Source organism: Mariniflexile sp. AS56 (assembly GCF_030552475.1).
Classification (GTDB): Bacteria; Bacteroidota; Bacteroidia; order Flavobacteriales; family Flavobacteriaceae; genus Mariniflexile.
In genome coordinates, this window is sequence record NZ_JAUPED010000006.1 from 120149 (window position 1) to 140272 (window position 20124).

The 20124-nt window shown below is 34.6% G+C and carries 10 protein-coding genes; 4 read left to right on the forward strand and 6 right to left on the reverse strand.

Annotated elements, in window-relative coordinates; all coding sequences use genetic code 11:
* Window positions 1-29 precede the first annotated feature (29 nt).
* Together Q5N74_RS09285 and Q5N74_RS09290 are read right to left on the reverse strand one after the other, a co-directional pair.
* Window positions 30-1478, reverse strand: a complete 1449-nt coding sequence (locus tag Q5N74_RS09285; protein WP_304388508.1) for a sulfatase — start codon at window positions 1476-1478, stop codon at window positions 30-32.
* Window positions 1478-5593, reverse strand: coding sequence for a hybrid sensor histidine kinase/response regulator transcription factor (locus Q5N74_RS09290; RefSeq protein ID WP_304388509.1), 4116 nt, complete (start codon window positions 5591-5593; stop codon window positions 1478-1480). The genes Q5N74_RS09285 and Q5N74_RS09290 overlap by 1 nt, the downstream gene beginning before the upstream one ends.
* A gap of 391 nt (window positions 5594-5984) precedes the next feature.
* Here Q5N74_RS09290 and Q5N74_RS09295 point away from each other — a divergent pair, with 391 nt between their 5' ends.
* From Q5N74_RS09295 to Q5N74_RS09310, 4 genes are all read left to right on the forward strand, one after another.
* Window positions 5985-7478 (forward strand): arylsulfatase, encoded by a 1494-nt coding sequence (locus Q5N74_RS09295; RefSeq protein WP_304388510.1) that lies wholly within the window; start codon window positions 5985-5987, stop codon window positions 7476-7478.
* 242 nt (window positions 7479-7720) lie between these two features.
* The gene (locus Q5N74_RS09300) at window positions 7721-9178 is read left to right on the forward strand and encodes a sulfatase-like hydrolase/transferase (protein ID WP_304388511.1); all 1458 of its coding nucleotides are present in this window, start codon (window positions 7721-7723) and stop codon (window positions 9176-9178) included.
* A 151-nt stretch (window positions 9179-9329) separates the two neighbouring features.
* Entirely contained in the window at window positions 9330-11903 is a 2574-nt protein-coding gene (locus Q5N74_RS09305) for a glycoside hydrolase family 2 protein (protein WP_304388512.1), read from the forward strand.
* Window positions 11904-12003: 100 nt separating this feature from the next.
* Window positions 12004-14562 (forward strand): hypothetical protein, encoded by a 2559-nt coding sequence (locus Q5N74_RS09310; RefSeq protein WP_304388513.1) that lies wholly within the window; start codon window positions 12004-12006, stop codon window positions 14560-14562.
* A 422-nt stretch (window positions 14563-14984) separates the two neighbouring features.
* Here Q5N74_RS09310 and fbp read toward each other — a convergent pair whose 3' ends face one another.
* The 4 genes from fbp to rhaD all read right to left on the reverse strand — a co-directional run bounded on the left by fbp (window position 14985) and on the right by rhaD (window position 20073).
* Window positions 14985-15977, reverse strand: coding sequence for a class 1 fructose-bisphosphatase (gene fbp, locus Q5N74_RS09315; protein WP_304388514.1), 993 nt, complete (start codon window positions 15975-15977; stop codon window positions 14985-14987).
* Window positions 15978-15998: 21 nt separating this feature from the next.
* Window positions 15999-17318 (reverse strand): FGGY family carbohydrate kinase, encoded by a 1320-nt coding sequence (locus tag Q5N74_RS09320; RefSeq protein ID WP_304388515.1) that lies wholly within the window; start codon window positions 17316-17318, stop codon window positions 15999-16001.
* A 139-nt stretch (window positions 17319-17457) separates the two neighbouring features.
* Window positions 17458-19245, reverse strand: coding sequence for an L-fucose isomerase (locus tag Q5N74_RS09325; protein WP_304388516.1), 1788 nt, complete (start codon window positions 19243-19245; stop codon window positions 17458-17460).
* A 24-nt stretch (window positions 19246-19269) separates the two neighbouring features.
* A complete protein-coding gene (gene rhaD, locus Q5N74_RS09330; RefSeq protein WP_304388517.1) occupies window positions 19270-20073 on the reverse strand; it encodes a rhamnulose-1-phosphate aldolase in 804 nt (267 codons plus the stop codon).
* Window positions 20074-20124 lie beyond the last annotated feature (51 nt).

Consider the following 20124-nt stretch of genomic DNA (forward strand, 5'->3'; position numbering starts at 1 on the left):
TAACGTATTATCCTGGTTTCATTGATGCCTTATTGAAATTTAGTTTGCTGCTGTGTGTCAAATTCTGCTGAATATTCAATGTTTCTTTCAGTGGGTACAGGGGCATTGGATTCAAGTCTCCAAGTCTCTAGTTTTTTATAAAGCTCTTTTGTTTTCTGTGGGTTTTGTTCCGCAAGGTTATGTTGTTCACCTGCATCTTCCTTTAAATTATAAAGTTCCATGGCGTTATCTTCAAAATAATGATGTAATTTCCAATGTCCTGAGATTATTACAGAGCCAGGTCTAGTTCTAAATAAAGGATCTCTACTACCATCTTTTCCCTTATTGTAAGCTTGTAAGTAAATAGGGAAATGAAAGAATAAGTCTCTGTCTTTTATAGTTTCTCCTTTAACAAGGTTGTTTAAATCTAAACCATCCAATACTTTAGCTCGGTTTTTTGGTTGTGCGATGGTTTGAAGCGTAGGGTAAAAGTCTAAATTTGAAACATTTGTATGGGTTACCGTATTGGCTGTTAAATGATCTGGCCATTTTATGATTAAAGGTACACGAACACCACCTTCATAATACGAGCCTTTTCCGGCACGTAAGGGATCTTGATGCGAAATGGCACGAATACCTCCGTTATCTGAAGTAAAGATAATGAGGGTGTTTTTTTCTAAACCTTTTTCTTTTAAAGAAGCGAGTAACCTGCCTACGTTTTCATCCATAGAGGCTACCATAGCTGCGTATTCAGGGTTGTTTTGTCCGGCTACACCTTTCTTGTTTTTGAATTTTTCAATTAAATGTTCCTTGCCCATAATGGGGGTATGAACAGTGTAATAGGGTAGGTAAACAAAGAACGTACTGTCTTTAAATTTTTCAATAAAATTAATGGCTTCATTTGTTAAGCGATCTGTTAAATACTCGCCATCAGGACCATTTTTAATAAAATCGATGTTATACGGTGAAAAGTAACCACCTTTACCAGGGTTTCCTTTACTGCTGCCTCCCACATTTATATCAATACCTTGTTTCGATGGATCTTCTCCCACATGCCATTTCCCAAAACTCGCAGTGATATAGCCGGCCGATTTGAGCATTTGAGGTAACGTATAAATAGAATCATTGAGGTGATCTGTATTTTTTATAGGAATGATTTGTCGTGTTTTTATTTGCCCCCTATCTGAAGGACTCACGGTGAAAACTCCATGTCTGGGTGTGTTCAATCCAGAAATCATACAGGCTCTACTAGGCGCACAGTTGGCGGCACCAGCATAGGCATTTGTAAACACAAGACCTTCTTTTGCTAAAGCATTTAAGTTGGGCGTTTCGTAATAGGTACTCCCCATAAAGCCGAGGTCTTTCCAACCAAGGTCGTCAACATTAATAAGTATAATGTTTGGTTTTTTTATAGCTTTTTCTTTTGAAGCCGTTTTACAACCTAGTGCTAATAAGACAAAAAATATAAGGGCAGTGTTTAAAAGTTTTTGTAATAGCATTAATCTTGATCTTTATATTTTTTAATGTATTCGGTAGGGCTCATACCATATTCTTTTTGGAAACATTTACCAAAATATTTTTGATTATTAAATCCTGTCATGTATGCTATTTCAGAAAGGTATAAATCATTTGTTCTAAGCAGTTGTTCAGCGCGTTTTAATCTGATTTTCTTAATGAAGTTTACGGGCGTATCATTTAAAATGGTTTGCAGTTTTCTATAAAGGTTGGCGCGACTCATACCAACTTCAGAGGCTAAGTATTCTACGCTTAATAAATTGTCATTCATAGATTCTTCAATAATAGCGACTAATTTGCGTATAAAGCGTTCGCTGTTTGAATCGACTTCAATTTCAGAAGGTTCTGCAGTTATCACTTTACCAAATTGTTTTTTAAGTTGACCTCTTGCTATAAAGGTGTTTTTTACTTTCCATTTCACAAACTCTAGGCTGAACGGCTTTTCAATATAATCGTCGGCACCTAAACTTAAGCACTCTATTTTTGTTTCTTCAGAGTTTTTTGCGGTAAGCATGAATATAGGAATGCTGTTTATTTCTGGGTTTGCTTTAATTTGTTTTAACATAGAAATTCCATCTTCTACAGGCATTAATATATCGCTAATAATAAGCTGTGGTTTTTCTTTTAAAACGGCTTCATAACCTTCTTTTCCATTGGATGCTTCAGTAATATTAAAGTCGTCTTTTAATTCTTCTTTAAGCATTTGCCTTAAATCTAGGTTATCCTCAACAAGCAATACTTTCGGTTTGTTGGTTTGTGGCTGGGTTTTAGCATCATTAGCCATCGCGACTTCTTCTATAACCTGAAATTCAGAATTTTTTATAAAGTTCTTTTTCAATGGTTCAGCCATTTGCAGGCGTTCCCCTTTAGTATATTTATTTTTATCTATAGGAAGAAGAAACGTAAATTTAGTATAGGTGTTTTCCTTACTTTCAACCGTGATAATACCGTGATGTCTATCTATTAGTTTTTCAACTAATTCCATACCAATTCCGGTTCCTGGAATGTTGTTACTAGTCGATTTTGTTGCCTGATAATATCTATTAAAAATAAAAGGTAAATCGGATTCTGGTATGCCAACACCGTTGTCTTGAACCGTACATTTAATATAAGTTCCTTTGTCGAGGCGGAGTGTTGTCGCGCTTTCAGCGGTAATATCGACCTTTTCTAAATTCACATTTATTTCTCCTTGTTTTGGGGTATACTTAAAGGCGTTAGAAAGTAGATTGAAAAGTATTTTTTCTAATATGTCAACATCATACCACCCTTTAATTTCTTTCTCACTGGACGTAAATCCATATTTAATTTGATACATTTTAGCAAAGTCATTAAAAGCCTTTTTTATAATTTCAATGTCTTTAACAATATCATTTTTGGATATTCTAAGTTCAAATTTACCGGCATCAAACTTTCGGATGTCCATAATTTGATTGATTAGCCTACGCATTCTTAAGGTGTTATTGTAAATGCGTTGCGAGGTTACGGGACTAAGCGTGAAATTCTTTTCTTTTATAACTTTTTCAATGGTGCCAAAAATTAAAGACAGTGGCGTACGTAACTCATGAGAAATATCGGTAAAAAACACCATTTTCATCCGGTTATGTTCATTGTCCTTTTCTCTACTAATAGTCTCTTTTACTAAATTCTTCTTTAAATTGTACCATCTTCGAACTAAAACAGCACCAATAAAAAGTAAAATGGCAGAAAAAAGGAAATAAGCGAAATAAGCCAAATTACTTCTCCAAATAGGTGGCTCTATAGTGAATTTTAAGGCTGTTGGTGTCTCGTTCCAGAACCCGTCGCTGTTAGAACTTTTTACTTTAAAGGTGTAAGAACCAGGAGGCAAGTCGTTGTAATTGGCATTTCTATTTGATCCGTTTGTGTAAATCCAATAATTATTAAGGCCTTCTAGTTTATACGCGTATTCATTTTTAATAGGTGCTGTAAGGTCTAAGGATGAGAAGCTTACAACAATATTGTTTTGATTATAAGGAAGCTCAATAGGGTTTTTGGATCCTATTTTAATATCGCTAGATGTGTTTAATTCTGAATTGGTTTGATCTGCTTTGGTAGCGCCAAGTGTTTTAAAATTAGTAATAACGGTTGAAGGAGTCTTGGTGTTTTGAGAAATTTCATTTGTTAAAACACTATAAAACCCATTAGAACATCCAAAATATATTTGATCGCGCATGTTATTTGTTGCGCTAGATTTATAAATAAATTGGCTTTCTTGAATACCTTCTTCTATACCGAAATGTCTAAATTTTTCCTTCTTTAAATTATACCGAATCAATCCATCTTGGGTACTCAGCCAAATGTTTTTATTTCGATCTTCCTCGATTGACGAAATAGTATTGGAAACCAAACCGTTTGATTTAGTGAAATGTTTAAACTTATTGGCACCTTTAATGTATTGGTTTAATCCACCACCTCTGGTTCCTATCCAAATGGTGCCGCTACTATCTTCAAATAAACTTAAAATAGCGTTTGATGTTAATCCGTTTTCTATGGATGGTAAATATTCTTCAATAGATTCATTATTAAAATCAACCTTAAAAAGGCCTTCCCCTCGTGTACCAATCCATAATTCATTTGTTATAGTGTATAACAAGGTTGATGTATGGTTATTGGCTAGTTTGGTTTTAACGGCTTGTTTAAATTTTGATAGTTGATTTTCGGAGTTAATTATGTCTACGCCTCCATTCCATAAACCTACCCATATTTCATTATTGTTTATTACAGCAATATCATTTATTATGTTTTTGAATTTTTTTATCTCTGTTAGTTTTAAGTTACGTTTCTGGGGTGTGTAGCTGTCTGTTATATATAGTGCTGAGTTGTTTACTAAAAGAAGTTTATCTTTTTCGAAATTCCTGTATATAAGATTGAGGTTATTAATTCCTGTTTCAATTTTAAAGTAAGTATTTAACTTGGGGTTGTATTTGTATAACCCATCGTTCATGGCAACTAAAATGGTGTTTGGGTTATAGAATAATAGACTCCGCCCAATAGCATTATCAATCTTGTTTATGGTTTCTATTTTATTAAAATTGAAAATAGAGGTTCGCCCTAAATATTTGTTAATACCTTTTAAAGTACCAATCCATAAGTTTCCGTTGGTATCAAATGTTGTATTGGTTATATGGTTGCTTTTTAAACTGCCTTTTGAAGGGCTTTGAGAAAAGTTGGTAAACTCATAACTATTATCATTTCTAACAGCTTTAAATAACCCTCCTGTTGTGCCTATCCATATATCATTATTGGTTGGGTTTAGTGTTAGGTATGTAGACGTTGCATTAGGAGCCGTAGGATTCATAAAGTTTTCATAATGCTCTAAAATCTCAACTTTGTAGTCTGTTTTATTATAACCTAAAACAAAAAGACCTTTGTCTGTAAGTGCTATAATTTTGTTGTTTTCAAAAAGTTTTAAAGACTTAATACTTTTTTTGAAATTGGATTGTATGTATTCATTTTTATCGTTTAGAATAAAAATGCCTTTTGGTGTACCCAACCAATACCTTCCAAAATGGTCTTCTTCAAAAGAGTTTATTTGTCTTTCAAAGCTAATTAAATTAGCATCGTTCGTATAATTGAATTTGGTATCAAAATAAGTTTTGTCATATTCCTTAGTCGTTCTAATTTTAACAAGCCCTGTATTCCTTAAATTGGCCCAAATATCTCCATTAGAAGACTTATTTAGTACCGTTACTGTAATATTTTTGTAGAAGCCTTTAAATTTATTTTCACTTCTGTTATAGTGTATTAAATAGCTTTCACTTCCAATCCAGAGATTTGTGTTGTCGTCTTCTATAATAGAATTTATACCATTGTTAGGAATGGAGTGTTCGTCGAAAACGTCTAGCTGGAAAGAGATTAAATTATTACCATCGTAGCGGTATAGTCCTGTATCACACCCAATCCATAAATAACCATAACTGTCTACAAATTGTGTATTCACTTTTTTATTAAAGGGCACACCTTGTATTTCCAACTCATGAAAATAAGTGTCGTTTGATTGGGCATAACTAAATGTGAAACTTAGTAGAAATAGATAAAAGGAGCAAGTTGTTAGGGGACGAATTTTATTTCTAAAAAACATGTGTGTGGCTATTTATTTGTTAAGTTGGGAAGCGTTTCCACTTCTAATAATTGTTGAGATAATGGTGAAATCAACGATTGTACAATATCTTATTTTTTTTCTGACACTGCAACATTTTTACCACCCAATCATGTTGTAAAAGGAGCGTAATAATGTCTCAAAACGGCAATATCTTAACTTTTTAAGGATTTTGCAACATATGAGAGCAACAAAAGAGAATATTAGTTTGAATGTTGGTTGTAAGTTTGGTACTGTAAAATAATAGCTAGGAGATAGTAAGTATTTTATATGGTTGAATTAACGAATAATCTTTTCGTTAGATTTTTTTAAATTTTTATAACTAAATGCAAGGGATTGGGTTTTCAACTCCCTTTTTTTAAATCAAACTTAAATGTTCAAATTTTCTTTATCTATCCAAGTTTTAGTTGTTGCGGTGCTTTTAACGTCTTGTGATTTTTCGAATAAAAATCAAAAGACAGAGGCCATTGCTCAAAATGAAAAAAACATCAATGAAAAACAACCAAATATTATATATATTCTTGCTGATGATCTTGGATATGGTGATTTGAGTTGTTATGGTCAAGATAAATTTAAAACACCAAACATCGATAAGTTGGCATCTCAAGGCATGTTGTTTTCTCAGCATTATTCTGGTAGTACCGTTTGTGCGCCTTCTAGGTCTGCTTTACTAACGGGAATGCACACTGGCCACACCGTTGTTAGAGGTAACAAAGAAATGCAGCCAGAGGGACAATACCCTATTCCAGATAATACATATACACTGGCAGAAGTGATGAAAAAAGCAGGCTATAAAACTGGTGCTTTTGGTAAATGGGGACTTGGTTATCCTGGATCTGAGGGAGACCCAATTAGTCAAGGGTTTGATGAGTTTTATGGCTATAATTGTCAGCGTTTAGGACACCATTATTATCCAGACCATTTATGGTCTAATAATGATTCGATTGTGTTAAAAGGGAATGCGGGCCTTTCAAAGACTGAATATGCGCCTAGTTTGATTCATGATAAAACAATGGAGTTTATTGAGCAGAATAAATCAAAACCATTTTTCTTATACGTTGCTTCTATAATTCCACATGCTGAATTGGCAGCGCCAGAAGCTCTTATGGAAAAATATAGAAACAAATTTCTGCCAGAGAAGAAATTTAAAGGGGTAGATAGTGGTCCTGATTATAGAAAAGGGTCTTATGCCTCGCAAAATGAATCTCACGCTGCTTTTGTAGCGATGATTGATTTATTAGATCAACAAGTTGGGGAAATCATGGACAAAGTTGAAGAACTTGGAATAGCAGATAATACGATTATTATTTTCACATCAGATAATGGACCGCATAAAGAAGGTGGAGCCGATCCTAAGTATTTTGATAGTAATGGCCCCTTTAAAGGAACTAAAAGAGATTTATATGAAGGTGGTATTCGTGTGCCTATGATTGCGAAGTGGCCAGGGAAAATAAAACCAGGTAGTAAATCTGAGCTTGTTTCTGCTTTTTGGGATATTTTTCCAACGTTTACAGATATCACAGGTGTTGATACCCCTAAAAATATAGATGGTATTTCAATGTTACCAGAATTATTAGGTAATAAGGCAGAGCAAGTTAAACATAAATATTTGTATTGGGAGTTTCATGAAAAAGGAGGTCGACAAGCCGTTAGAATGGGCGATTGGAAAGCGGTGAAGTATAATGTATTAAAAACACCAGACACCCCTTTAGAACTTTATAATTTAACCAACGATTTGGGTGAAACAAACAATGTTGCAGCGCAGTTCCCTGATGTTGTAGAAGAATTGGAAGCTATTTTTAAAGAAGCAAGAACGCCTTCAGATGTTTTTACATTTAGTCAAGAGACGTTCTTAAATGTGGATTAATTAAATTTTAAGAATACATCAAACATAATAGTAGTAATTCATCATACTAAGTTTTAGAGGTGTTTGATAATAGTTGTGGTGAGTATACCCAATCTAAATCTCAAATCTTATCTTAAGGTTGGAGATGGTGATTTGACATGATTCAAATTAGTGTTTATACTCAAAAGATATATTTAAAAGAACACTACTAATGGAACACGTTTGGGTGTCGTGGTCATTTTAAAATTAAAAAGAAGCATAGAATGAATTTATTATTCAACACAAAAATAAAAAACATTCATTCTTATTATATATTGCTTTTAACTTTAGTTCTAGCAGTATCCTGTAAAAGTGCGGCAGATGATAAAAAAACGTTAAACTCTGGAAAACAACCAAATATCATTGTTATTTTAATTGACGATGCCGGTTATGCCGATTTTGGTTTTATGGGTAGTAAAGATTTAGAAACTCCTAATATAGATAAGCTTGCTAAAAGCGGTGTTATTTTAACAGATGCGCATGTAAGTGCTACGGTCTGCGCCCCTTCAAGAGCCGGGTTAATTACGGGGAAATATCAACAACGTTTTGGATTTGAAGCTAATAATACCGGTTATGGTGATTCTGGAGATATAGGACTCTCTGATGACGTAGTAACCATGGCCGATGTGTTTAAAGCAAATGGCTATAAAACGATAGCTTTAGGGAAATGGCATTTGGGAAAGGACAAAACAGACCACCCAAACCAAAGAGGATTCGATGAGTTTTTTGGTTTTGAAACAGGAAGTCGATCTTATTTTCCGCTAGAGAACCCTTCAAAATATAATATGCTACAACATAATGGCGAGCGTGTTGAGTTTAAAGGTTATATGACGGATGTTTTAGGTGACCAATCTGTAAAATATATTGAAGCGAATAAAGATCAACCATTTTTCATGTATTTATCCTATAATGCGGTGCATACACCTATGGAAGCTAAAGCGGAGCATTTAGAAAAATATAAAAAGCACTCAAGACAAAAGTTAGCAGCGATGACTTGGTCTTTGGATGAAAATGTTGGCAAATTGCAACAAAAGCTAAAACACTTAGGCTTAGAAGAAAATACTTTGATTTATTTTTTAAGTGATAATGGGGGAGCGGCGAACAACAGTTCTAGCGGTGGACCATTAAAAGGGTGGAAAGGTAATAAGTTTGAAGGTGGCCATCGCGTGCCTTTTATAGTTAGCTGGCCCAAAGAAATTAAAGGTGAACAAACATTTAGCGGCCTATCTTCTTCATTAGATATTTTTACAACGTCTTTAGCGGCAGCAAAAATCACAAAAGCAGAAAACTTAGTTTTAGATGGTGTCGATTTATTGCCCTATTTAAAAGGCGATAAAACTGGAAACCCACATGATAAATTGTTTTGGAGAAAATTAGAGGAGGCAGGAGCTAGAATAGGAGATTATAAATTGGTTCGATTGCAAAATTATGGAGCGTCTCTTTATAATTTGACAACTGATTTAGGTGAAACAACCAACCTTGAAACCATTCAAACAGAAGCATTTCAACGGCTACAAGACGAATTGAAAAGTTGGGAAACTAAAATGATGGAACCATTGTGGGGTGAAGAACGTGAGTGGATGGATGTAACTTATCACATTCACAAACGTTTAATGCAGAATAAAGAGGTTTTATACTCCAATCCGAAGACTATGAAGGCGTTAGAGTTTAAGGAAAAATGAGAAGTCAAATAGTATCCTAGAATTTAAATAGTTTTGTTCAAGTAGTAGGAAGTTATTTAATACATAAAAGAACGGAATAAAATTTTGTTAATAGGATATTTAATTTGATAGAAAGCAGGTTTTTAATTAATTGAATTCTTATAAAATTGATATGATAAAAGGTTTATTGGTTTTTAAACAATCCATTTTTAGTAAGCATTTTTTTAAATTGTTTTTGTGTTTTTTGGTAACAAGTTTTTGTTACGCACAAAATAGTCAGAAAATAGCATTAAACGGCGAATGGTCTTTTAAAACGGATCCTTACGCTAAAGGAGAATCATCCAAATGGTTTGCAAAAGATGTAAATACTGCATCTTGGGACACTATGACAGTTCCTGGAAATTGGGATTTGGTAAATGAGTACTCAGAATATGTAGGCGATGCTTGGTACACAAGAACCTTTAGGATTGATGAAACCTTAAATACGGCGCAACTTCGCTTAGTATTTCAATCCGTTTATAATGACTCTAAAGTTTGGGTCAATGGGCATTTTATAGGTGAGAATCATTTTGGATTTTTACCTTTTCATTTAGATATCACCAAATACATTAATAAAGGTGGAGAAAACAGAGTAACCGTTTTGGTTAATAATGTTTTCAAAAGTGGCGCTATGTGGAATTGGGGAGGTATTAGAAGACCAGTTTGGTTAGAAATAACACCTGAAACACGTATCGAATTGCAACATATAGACGCTGTTCCTAACTTGAAAAAGGGTACGGCGCAACTCAATGTAAAAGTCGTAAGTAGCAATTCTGGTTCTAGTCCAAAAGCGGTAAGATTTAATATTGACATTAAGAGAAAAGGAAGTGTTATTGCATCAGGAACAGTAAAAACTACCATTCCAGCCAACACCGTCAACCATATTATCAACTGGTCGTACAACTTACCAAAATCTAAAGTAGACTTATGGCATTTTGATTTTCCTAATTTATATGAATCTCATGTTAGTCTGTCTGATAGCAAAGCTGTTTTACATTCAAACACAGATCGATTTGGTATTCGAAAGATAGAAATAGTGGGGTTGCAATTGCTTTTAAATGGCGAAAGTATTCGTCCTGTTGGATTTAATGTGGTGCCCGAAGATCGCTTTACAGGAAACACGCTTCCCATAGAACGTATTAAGGAAGATGTAGATTTGATGAAGAGTCTTGGAGCCAATATGGCACGACTAAGCCATGTAAACTTACCCAAAGAATATTTGGACTATTTAGATGAAAAAGGGATTATGATCTTTGAGGAAGTGGGTTTATGGGGGAAAGATGTATTAGTAGATCCTGACCATCCAAAACCAAAAGAATGGTTGCAAAGAATTATAGAAAATAGTTATAACCATCCCGCAATTATAGGTTGGAGTGTAGGTAATGAACTAGGAATGGCATCTAAAAATCCTAAAGTTAATGAATATGTAAAAGGAGCACTACAATTGGCAGAAGAATTAGATCCTAATAGAATAGCGGTATCTGTGTCAAATACGGCGAATAACTCTGCTAAAGAAGCGACCATGTACTCCGATTTAGCAATGCTTAATGGGTATCAAAATTGGGGCAAAAAAGCCGAGGGTACTTGGAAAAATCATCAGAAACCAGTTTTCATGTCGGAGTTTGGAGAAGAACTAAATTCGGAAGACCCAAACTTAGGCGATATTCCTGCCGAAAAAATGCTGAATGAATTACGAAACAAACCCTATATTTTAGGTGCTTCGTTATGGGCTTTTAATGATTATAGGAGTACCTATTATGGGAAAACAGGATGGGCAACACCTCCCTCACAAAATAGAGCATGGGGAATTGTAACTTCTTTTCGAGAAAAGAAAAGAGGGTTTAAGAGTATTCAAAAGGAGTTTTCTCCTATTAGGGACTTAACTATTTCAACTATTGATACTAAAAATGGAAAAGCGAAAGTTACTATTCAACCCAGAAATAAATTAGACATTCCTGCCAATATATTGAGGGGCTATCAATTACAATGGACTCTTTTTGATAATAATTTTAAACTTGTTGAAACGCAAACTCAATCTGTTAAAACTATTTTCCCTGGAGATGCTGCATTTGAAATACCTTTAAACTGGAAGGCAGATGCTCATCTGAGTATGATAGAAATCACTTTTATCGATCCGCAAGGCTATAAAGTGTATGAAGAGATTGTCAACTTTAAAGTGCCACAACAGCCCGTTATTGAATTTACCAATACAGCGAACAATGCGGTCCGTCTTTATTTCAAAAAAAGTAAAGATGCAGAGGAGTATTATGTTCAGTATAAAAAAGGAGATTCCATTTTTAAGTCTGATAAAACAATTAACAGCTTTATCGAAATCGAAGATAAAAAAGTGAAGCTTGGAGAAACCTGGACATATCAATTAGTAGCCATTAATAATAAAGGGGAGAGTATCCCTTCTGAACCAGTTTTACTCATAAAAGACGAAGACGAATTACCACCAATAATTTGGGGTTCAAAACGTCTTGAAACTAATCTTTTTATAGCCTATAGCGTATCTCCCTACGATTATTTATATGAAGTAGCTTATGGTTTTGCCCCTAATAAATTAGATCATATAATAACTTCCAAAGTACAAGGAGTACTTAATATTCCCAATCTTGAAAAAGGAATACCTATTTATTATAAAATGAGAGTGATTAAACAATGGGGATTTGCTAGTGAGTGGACAGAAGCGTTAAAAAGTGAATGATTGTTTCTTTGTGAAATCAACTTCAATACGCTTTGCTTCTTATTGTAAACTAATTATTTACAACCTTAAAAAATAAAACAACTTAAATAAAGACAATTAAATGAAAAACAGATTATCACAAATCAGCTTATTGTCACTAGTTTTATTTTGTTTAAGTTGTAAATCTTTAATAGAAAAAAAGGTTGATATAGACACGACTGTTAAGATTGATAAAGGAGAAATAACTTCAGTTTCTGGAACAAGAAATATAAGCGGTGTTTACCCACATTTAACAACGTATGCACATGCAAGAGGAAACGGCAGCTATAGTTTTGGAAATGAATGCGGAATTGGAGCCTTGGCTGTTTGGAATGAAAAATTGTATATGATTAATTATGCAGCACATGAGCCAAAAGGAAGTGAGCACAAACTGTATATTATCGATAAAGATAATAATATGCAGGTTTTTCAAGGTAGTATTGGTGGTACACCAGCAGCTAGAATGATACATCAAGAATCGAATCAATTACTTATTGGTCCTTATGTTGTTAGTAGTTCTGGAGACGTACGAGTTATTCCAATTAAAGATATGAAAGGACGTTTAACAGCGATCGCAAGGCATTTAAAAGACCCAGAAAATATGGTTTACTATTATGATATGGAAGGCATGTTGTACGAGGTAAATGTAAATACTCTGAATGTAAAAAAGCTATACAATAATCCGTTGCCAGGTTGGCATGGAAAAGGCGCCTATACAAGTCAAAATAAATTAATATTGGCAAATAATGGCGAGCATGGAAACGAAAGCGGAGCGGAGTGGAAAGTTACTCTAGAAAATAAAAACAACAAAGAAGATAATGGAATTTTAGCCGAGTTTGATGGAGATAATTTTAAAATAGTAGAAAGAAGACAGTTTACAGATGTTACCACTAAGAACGGAATAAACGCAGAGCCAAATGATCAATCTCCATTGTGGGCAATGGGATGGGATAAAAGATCGATACGATTGAAGGTACTTGAAAAAGGAGAGTGGAAAACTTTTTTATTACCTAAAGCTACTTATAATAATGATCCTTCTCACGGTTGGTTTACAGAGTGGCCAAGAATTAGAGAAATTGGTAACGGAAAAATGATGATGGACATGCATGGGATGTTTTATGATTTCCCATCAACGTTTTCTCATGCGAAAACTTCAGGAATCAAACCAATAGGCTCCCATTTACGCTATATACCCGATTTTTTAAGCTGGAACAATAAGGTCGTTTTAGCCACAGATGAAACAAGTATACAAGGAAATCCTTTAGCAGGTCAGCCACAATCTAATCTTTGGTTTGGTAAACGTGAAGAATTGGCGAACTGGGGACCAAAATCCGCTTATGGAGCAATTTGGATCAATGATGAGGTTATTGCGAATCAACCTTCACTTCCTTTTTTAATTGCTGGTTTTGATAACAGAATTTTACATTTAAATAATTTTGATAAAATGCCAGTTACAATTACCATTCATGTTGATGAAGATGGAACAGGGAACTGGAAAGAATTACAAACGGTAGCATTAGAAAAAGAAGGCTATAATTATTATATTTTTAAGAAGGATTTAAAAGTAGAATGGGTACGATTGGTTGCTGATAAAACCAGTAAATTAACTGCTGCTTTTCATTTTACAGATCGTAAACTTAAAAATAGTACTGCAGGAAAAGAGTTGTTTAAAAGTCTTGCAGATGTAGATGAAACTGCAGAAGTATCCCATGCAAAACTATTTAGTAATAAAACCAATTATAATTTAAGCGTTTATGCAGGAGAAATAGACAATGACACCTTTAAAACCACAAAATTATATGAGTTTTTAAAGTATGATTTTAGGTATGTAGATGGTATAAAAGATAGTTTGTCAATAAACGCTTTAAAGAATAAAAAAGTTGGAGAAGAAGTTGATTTTTTTAATAAAAATGTAGCAAGTACTTCGGAAGGAAAAGAAATTCAAAAAGAGATTTGGTCAGAAGATGATGCATCTGTCATAGTACATGCAAAAGAGTATCAATTAAGGTTACCAAAAGGACATGCCGATTATTCAAGACAATTTTCAGCAAAAACAGCACGAGTAACCAGAGAAGTTGAATCCGAAAGAGAGTTGGCAAATATTTCGGGTACATTTTATGAGCTACCGCTATATAAAGTAGGTAAAGAACCTTTATATAAAATGATGCGACCTGTTGCAACACACAATAAACAAATTACTGAGTTTAATACTTGGAATGGTTTATTGGTTTTAAGTGGAGTAAAGAAAGACGCAAAAGAGTCAGACCACGTTTATAAATCTGATGATGGTAACGTGGCTCTTTGGTTTGGAGGTATTGACGATTTATGGAGTTTTGGAAAGCCAGTAGGAGAAGGTGGTCCATGGAAAAACACTCAAGTAAAAGCAAACCAATTATCTGATATGTATTTGATGACCGGTTATGACGAAAAAACAGTAGTTTTTGAATCTGATGTGGATACGCAGTTTGATTTATACATTGATATAAATCATTATTCAGACGAGCCTGTTTTGTTTAAAACCTTTCAGATAAAAGCAGGTGAAAAATTAACTTATAAATTCCCCGAAGGATTTAGTGCACATTGGGTACAGCTAAATTCTAGTAGCGCTTGTAAAGCCACTGCATGGTTTGTTTATAAGTAAATAAAAGGCTCAAATATTTTAGGAAACGATTAGGGAAGTCAAGAATAAAACCCCAGATTTTCCTGGTGTTTACAAGTAGCCAAAGGGAGGAGGAACCTAACCTATGTATTATGTGCTCTAAGGTTGGGATGCTATAAGAGTTTAATACATATGCAGGAAGCTTTTCAGAAGCTTAGAACTGGTATTGGCAAAAAAATAAGTATACATATTGCTAGAAATAGCTTCGATAATATTTCTGAGGATAAATTATCCATCCAAATGGTGCAATAACTATATAGCAATGCATCGCTAACAACAACCATACTTTATCAATCAAATTTCAAGTAAAAGGACACTGGTTTGTTGCGTCCGTTAAACATTATATTTCCCGATGCCATTATCATTTAGTCTCTAAAAAAATATGTCCTAATTTATCGTTAGTTTTACAAAAAAGTCTCCAATTTACCAACCATTTCGGTGCTTCCGCAGAAGAAGGGAATTCGCTGATGCAGCTCTGTAGGGATGATGTCTAAAATTCTTTGATTACTGCTTATGGCCTTTCCTCCAGCTTGTTCGGCAATGTACGCCATGGGGTTGGCTTCATACAACAGTCGTAATTTACCTTCTTTATTTTTAGTGCTGTTTGGGTATAAATAAATGCCTCCTTTTAGCATGTTTCTATGAAAATCTGAAACCAAAGAGCCTATGTATCTTGAAGTATAGGGGCGCTCTTCTTCTTCCTTTTGACAATATTTTATATAATTTTTCACGCCTTGCGGAAAGTGGCTGTAGTTACCCTCGTTTACCGAATAAATATGCCCTGTTTTTGGAATTTGTATATTGGGGTGCGACAAGTAGAACGATCCAATGGCTGGGTTTAAAGTAAAGCCATTAACGCCATGCCCTGTAGAATATACTAACATAGTTGATGTGCCGTAAATAACATATCCAGCGGCCACTTGGTCTTTGCCAGGTTGTAAAAAGTCTTTAAGTTCAACGGGTGTGCCTACAGGTGTAATTCTTCTAAAAATCGAAAAAATAGTACCTACTGATGCATTGACATCAATATTTGAAGAACCATCTAAAGGGTCCATCAGTACCACGTATTTTCCGTTATTAGAGGCGTCACTTCCTGTAATAGAAATGAAATCTTCAACTTCCTCTGAAACAATGCCACAAGCAATGTCTCTGTTTTTTATGGCTTGAATGAATTTGTCATTTGCAAAAACATCTAATTTTTGTTGGTCTTCACCTTGTACATTAACATCGCCAGCACCACCAATAATATCAACCAAACCTGCCTTGTTCACTTCATGGTTTACCATTTTTGCAGCAAGCCTGATGCTATTTAGGAGTTTAGATAATTCACCAGTTGAATAAGCAAATGAAGATTGGTTTTCAATAATAAATTCGCCTAGGGTCATTATTTTTTTCATAAAGTATAGTTGTGTTTAATATTATTGGTTGAAATATTCTTTCATTAACATGGCAGCGCCTAAAGCACTCGCATTTTTTCCTTTAGGAAATTGGATATGTTGATTCGGCATCATTTGAGTTAAATATTCAACAAATATGTTATTCCTGTTGAAGCCTCCTGAAATGTAAACGTCTTTTAAATTGTGCTTTGTATCTAAAATACGCTCAATACCTTGGTGAACACGTTGGCTTATTTCAAAAATTAATTGGTAATAAGCATGCTCGTAACTTTTGAAGGTATGGAGTTGATCCATATTTCCAATAAAATCCGTTGGAATGTCGTTTGGAAAAAATACATGTTTAGAACTGGTAAGAATCTTGCTGCAGAGTGATTTATTTAAAGTCAGTTCTAAAAAATGACTTTTATCAACTTCAAAATAATTACTTAAAGCAATGGCGTTTACTTCATGCACGCGACCTAAAAATTGCATCGATGATTTTATTTGTTTTTTGTCGGGTGTCATAAAACAAAGGCAATCATTTTTTAATTGATTAGTGGTTAGTGTTTCTTTGCTAAAGGGGTTCATGCAAATAATCCAAGTACCTGTAGAAAGTAAAACAAATTCTCTATCTGAGTTTTCGTTACTTTCCAATAGCGGAATTATGGAAGAGGAACTGTCGTGCAAGCCTTTACCGATATATATGTTTTGATGGTTCACTAATGATAAAGCAGCGTTTTTTCCTGGTTTTGGTTCAGGTAAATGGATGTCTTCATTAATTAACCAATCGTGATATTGCATGGCATCATAATTCCATGTGGCTGTATGTGCGCCGACCGATGTAAAATCGGCTGTAGCTTTTTTAGAAAATAAATAACTTAAATATTGTGGGTAGTGTAGTATCGTTTCAACCTGACTCCAAAAATGAGGTTTGCAATGTTTTAGCCAATATATTTGTAAGCCAGAATTTAGCATGCCATAAGCGGGAGATGCTGTTTTTCTGGAGTATGCTTCAACACCGCCTTGAGATTCATAAAACGGATTAAAATCGATGTCCAATGGCTTTAAATAGTTGTATAGTGGTGTAATTCTATTTCCGTTTTTATCTAAATACACTAAAGTAGCGCCATGTGTTGAAAAGTTGATGGCTTTAATGGTGTATTCGTTTTTATTCTGAATGGTTTTAATTTCATTTTGTATCCAAGTTTCAATAGATTCTATATCGTCACATGGGTCGTTGTCATCATCTTCCACTTCCTCAAAACGAATGGAATTTGTGTAAACAACATTAAAATTTTCATCAAATAAAAATATTTTTTTATTGGTTTTACCAATATCAAAAACGGCTATAACCTTTTTCATGTCTTAAAAGTTTATGTGAGATATAACTTCCTCTTGTTGGTGTAAGAGGAAGTTATTTTATTGATAGTAAAAGGAGTTCATAAACAAAAGATAAGTCGTGCTTAAATGTAGTTTATAGGCTTCCGTTTTACTTTATTAATTATGATTTGAATCCGTAAAGAGGACCATAAGTAGCACAAGCTTTATAATCTGCTGATTCTAAGTTCTCTCCAAAAGCAGACCACGCGCTTGGACGGAAAACATCTTCATCTGCGACGTTATGCATATTCACAGGAATTCTTAATAATGCTGCTAATGAGATTAAATCGGCACCAATATGTCCATAAGAAATAGCACCGTGGTTCGCGCCCCATTTAGCCATAACGGAATACGCATCTTTAAAGAGTCCTTTTCCAGTAACTCTGGGTACAAACCAAGTGGTTGGCCATGTTGGGTTGGTTCTTTCATCTAAAACCGTATGTATATCTTCTGGTAACTCGACACTCCAGCCTTCAACAATTTGTAATACGGGACCAATACCTTTTACAAGATTGATTCTGCACATGGTTAACGGCATGGTACCTTTGGTTTTGAATTGAGATGAAAAACCGCCACCTCTAAAATATTCGCCAATAGCAGCGGGCCATTTGGTGTTGTCTAAACATTTTTGAGCTTCTTCTTCAGAAATATCCCAAAATGGTTTCATTGTAGGATTGCCTTCTTTGTCTGATTGTTGTGCTGTAGCATCTAACGTTGTTGATCCAGAATTGATTAAATGAATAATTCCATCTTTGGCAATACCTGTTAGTTTTTTTCCTGTAACACGTTCTACAGATTCTGGGCTCCAATAGGTTCTTACATCCGAAAATATTTGGGCTGTATTGGTTAATAAATGACCAAATAGCATAGAAACCGCATTTAAACAATCGTTTTCTGTTGCAAAAACAAAGGCTTGACGAATACCATTCCAGTCGAATGATGAATTTAAAATAGATTCTGTAAAGTCAGCATTAGGCTGATAGTCCGTCCATTGACGCTGTCCTTGGAAACCACCCATAATAGCATTACGCCCTTTAGACTCTTCACCAAAACCAAGTTCTTTTAATTTAGGGTTGCCAACCATTAAATCACGACAAATAAGCGTCATTTTAATAACTTTTTCCCATTCTTGATCTTTAACTTCGGCTGATTTTTGTGCTTCAGGACTGTTGTAATCTTTACCTTCTTTGCAGTTGGCTTTGGTCCATACTAATGCTTTTTCGTATTCTTCTTTATCATAAATGCCTTCATCCATTCTGCGTAATAATTCAACAGACTCAACAAATTCTGAACGCACACCAATGTAATCCTGTAAAAAATTAACATCTACCATAGAGCCTGCAATTCCCATAGAGCTGTAGCCAATCGATAAATAAGATTTACCATTCATTTGTGCTACTGCTAATCCTGCTTTAGCAAAACGTAATAATTTTTCTTCTACATCTTTAGGGATGCTCATATCGCCAGCATCTTGAACTTCTCTTCCGTAAATACCGAAAGCGGGTAGTCCTTTTTGCGAATAACCTGCTAAAGCAGCGGCTAAGTATACGGCTCCTGGTCTTTCAGTACCGTTAAAACCCCAAACGGCTTTAGGTATTAATGGGTCGGTATCCATAACTTCAGTCCCATAGCACCAACACGGCGTTACAGTTAAAGATACTTCTACACCTTCTCTTTTAAATTTATCTGCACAAGCAGCTGCATCTGCAACGCCACCAATAGTGGTGTCTGCAATGACGCATTCTACTTGTTCTCCACTTGGAAAGCGTAGGTGGTCTTCAATTAATTTGGCTGCAGCTTTCGCCATATCCATACATTGCACTTCCAATGATTCTCTTACTCCATGTTCACGACCATCAATAACTGGACGAATTCCTATTTTAGGTAATCTACCTATTAATCTACTCATTTTAGTCTGTTTATTTGTTTAGTATTATGTGAATTGTTCTAGTTCTTTTAATTGCGCATCGGATAAACCAGCTGGTTTAAATCCGGCAGACCAACTCATTAATAATAGTTTGGCGCCTTTGTTGGCAACATCTAAGTAATCCCATGCTTTTTCTACATCTTCACCTGTAGCTGTTGCTCCGTGTTTTTCCCAAAGTGAAACGTTTCTTGTTTTAAAGGCTTCAATTGTTACTTTTGCTAAAGCTTCTGTGCTAGACAGTGCGTATGGTGTACAGTGGATTCCTTTAGGAACAAAAACGCGAACTTCAGGACACATCATCCATATTTGTCTGTTTAATTCTTCTTCATTATCAAATAAAGGGTGGTGGCTCATCACTATTAATTCAAGTGGATGCGTGTGAACAATAGCTAAATGTGTAGGGTTGTTTTCTGTATTAAAAAGATGGATGCTAGAGTGCGATATCAATTCGCAAGTAGGTCCAAAGCCTTCTCTTTTTCCGCCCCAAATAACAGTATAACCTGTAGCGTCCTCATTAATATATAAAATACAAGAAGCTTCTTCAATGCTGTCTACTAAACTTCTTAAGTAGCAACCCGTTCCTGTAATAAATAAAACATAGCCTGCGGTGCCTTTTGGAAATTCAAACGGAACGAATGTGTTGTTCTTTGTTTTTTGTTTTATCTCATCTAAATCAAAAAAAGAAGTTAGGTTCATAGAAATGTTTCCAGCATTTCTTTCAGCCCATTCTCTTTGCCATAAATAACCAGCAACTTTAGAAATTTTCTTTAGTTCTTTTTGTACTTCAATAGGAAGTTTTATATCGCTCATAAAAAGATAATATTTAAGTATTCTTAGGGTGTAAAATTAGATGATGGCATG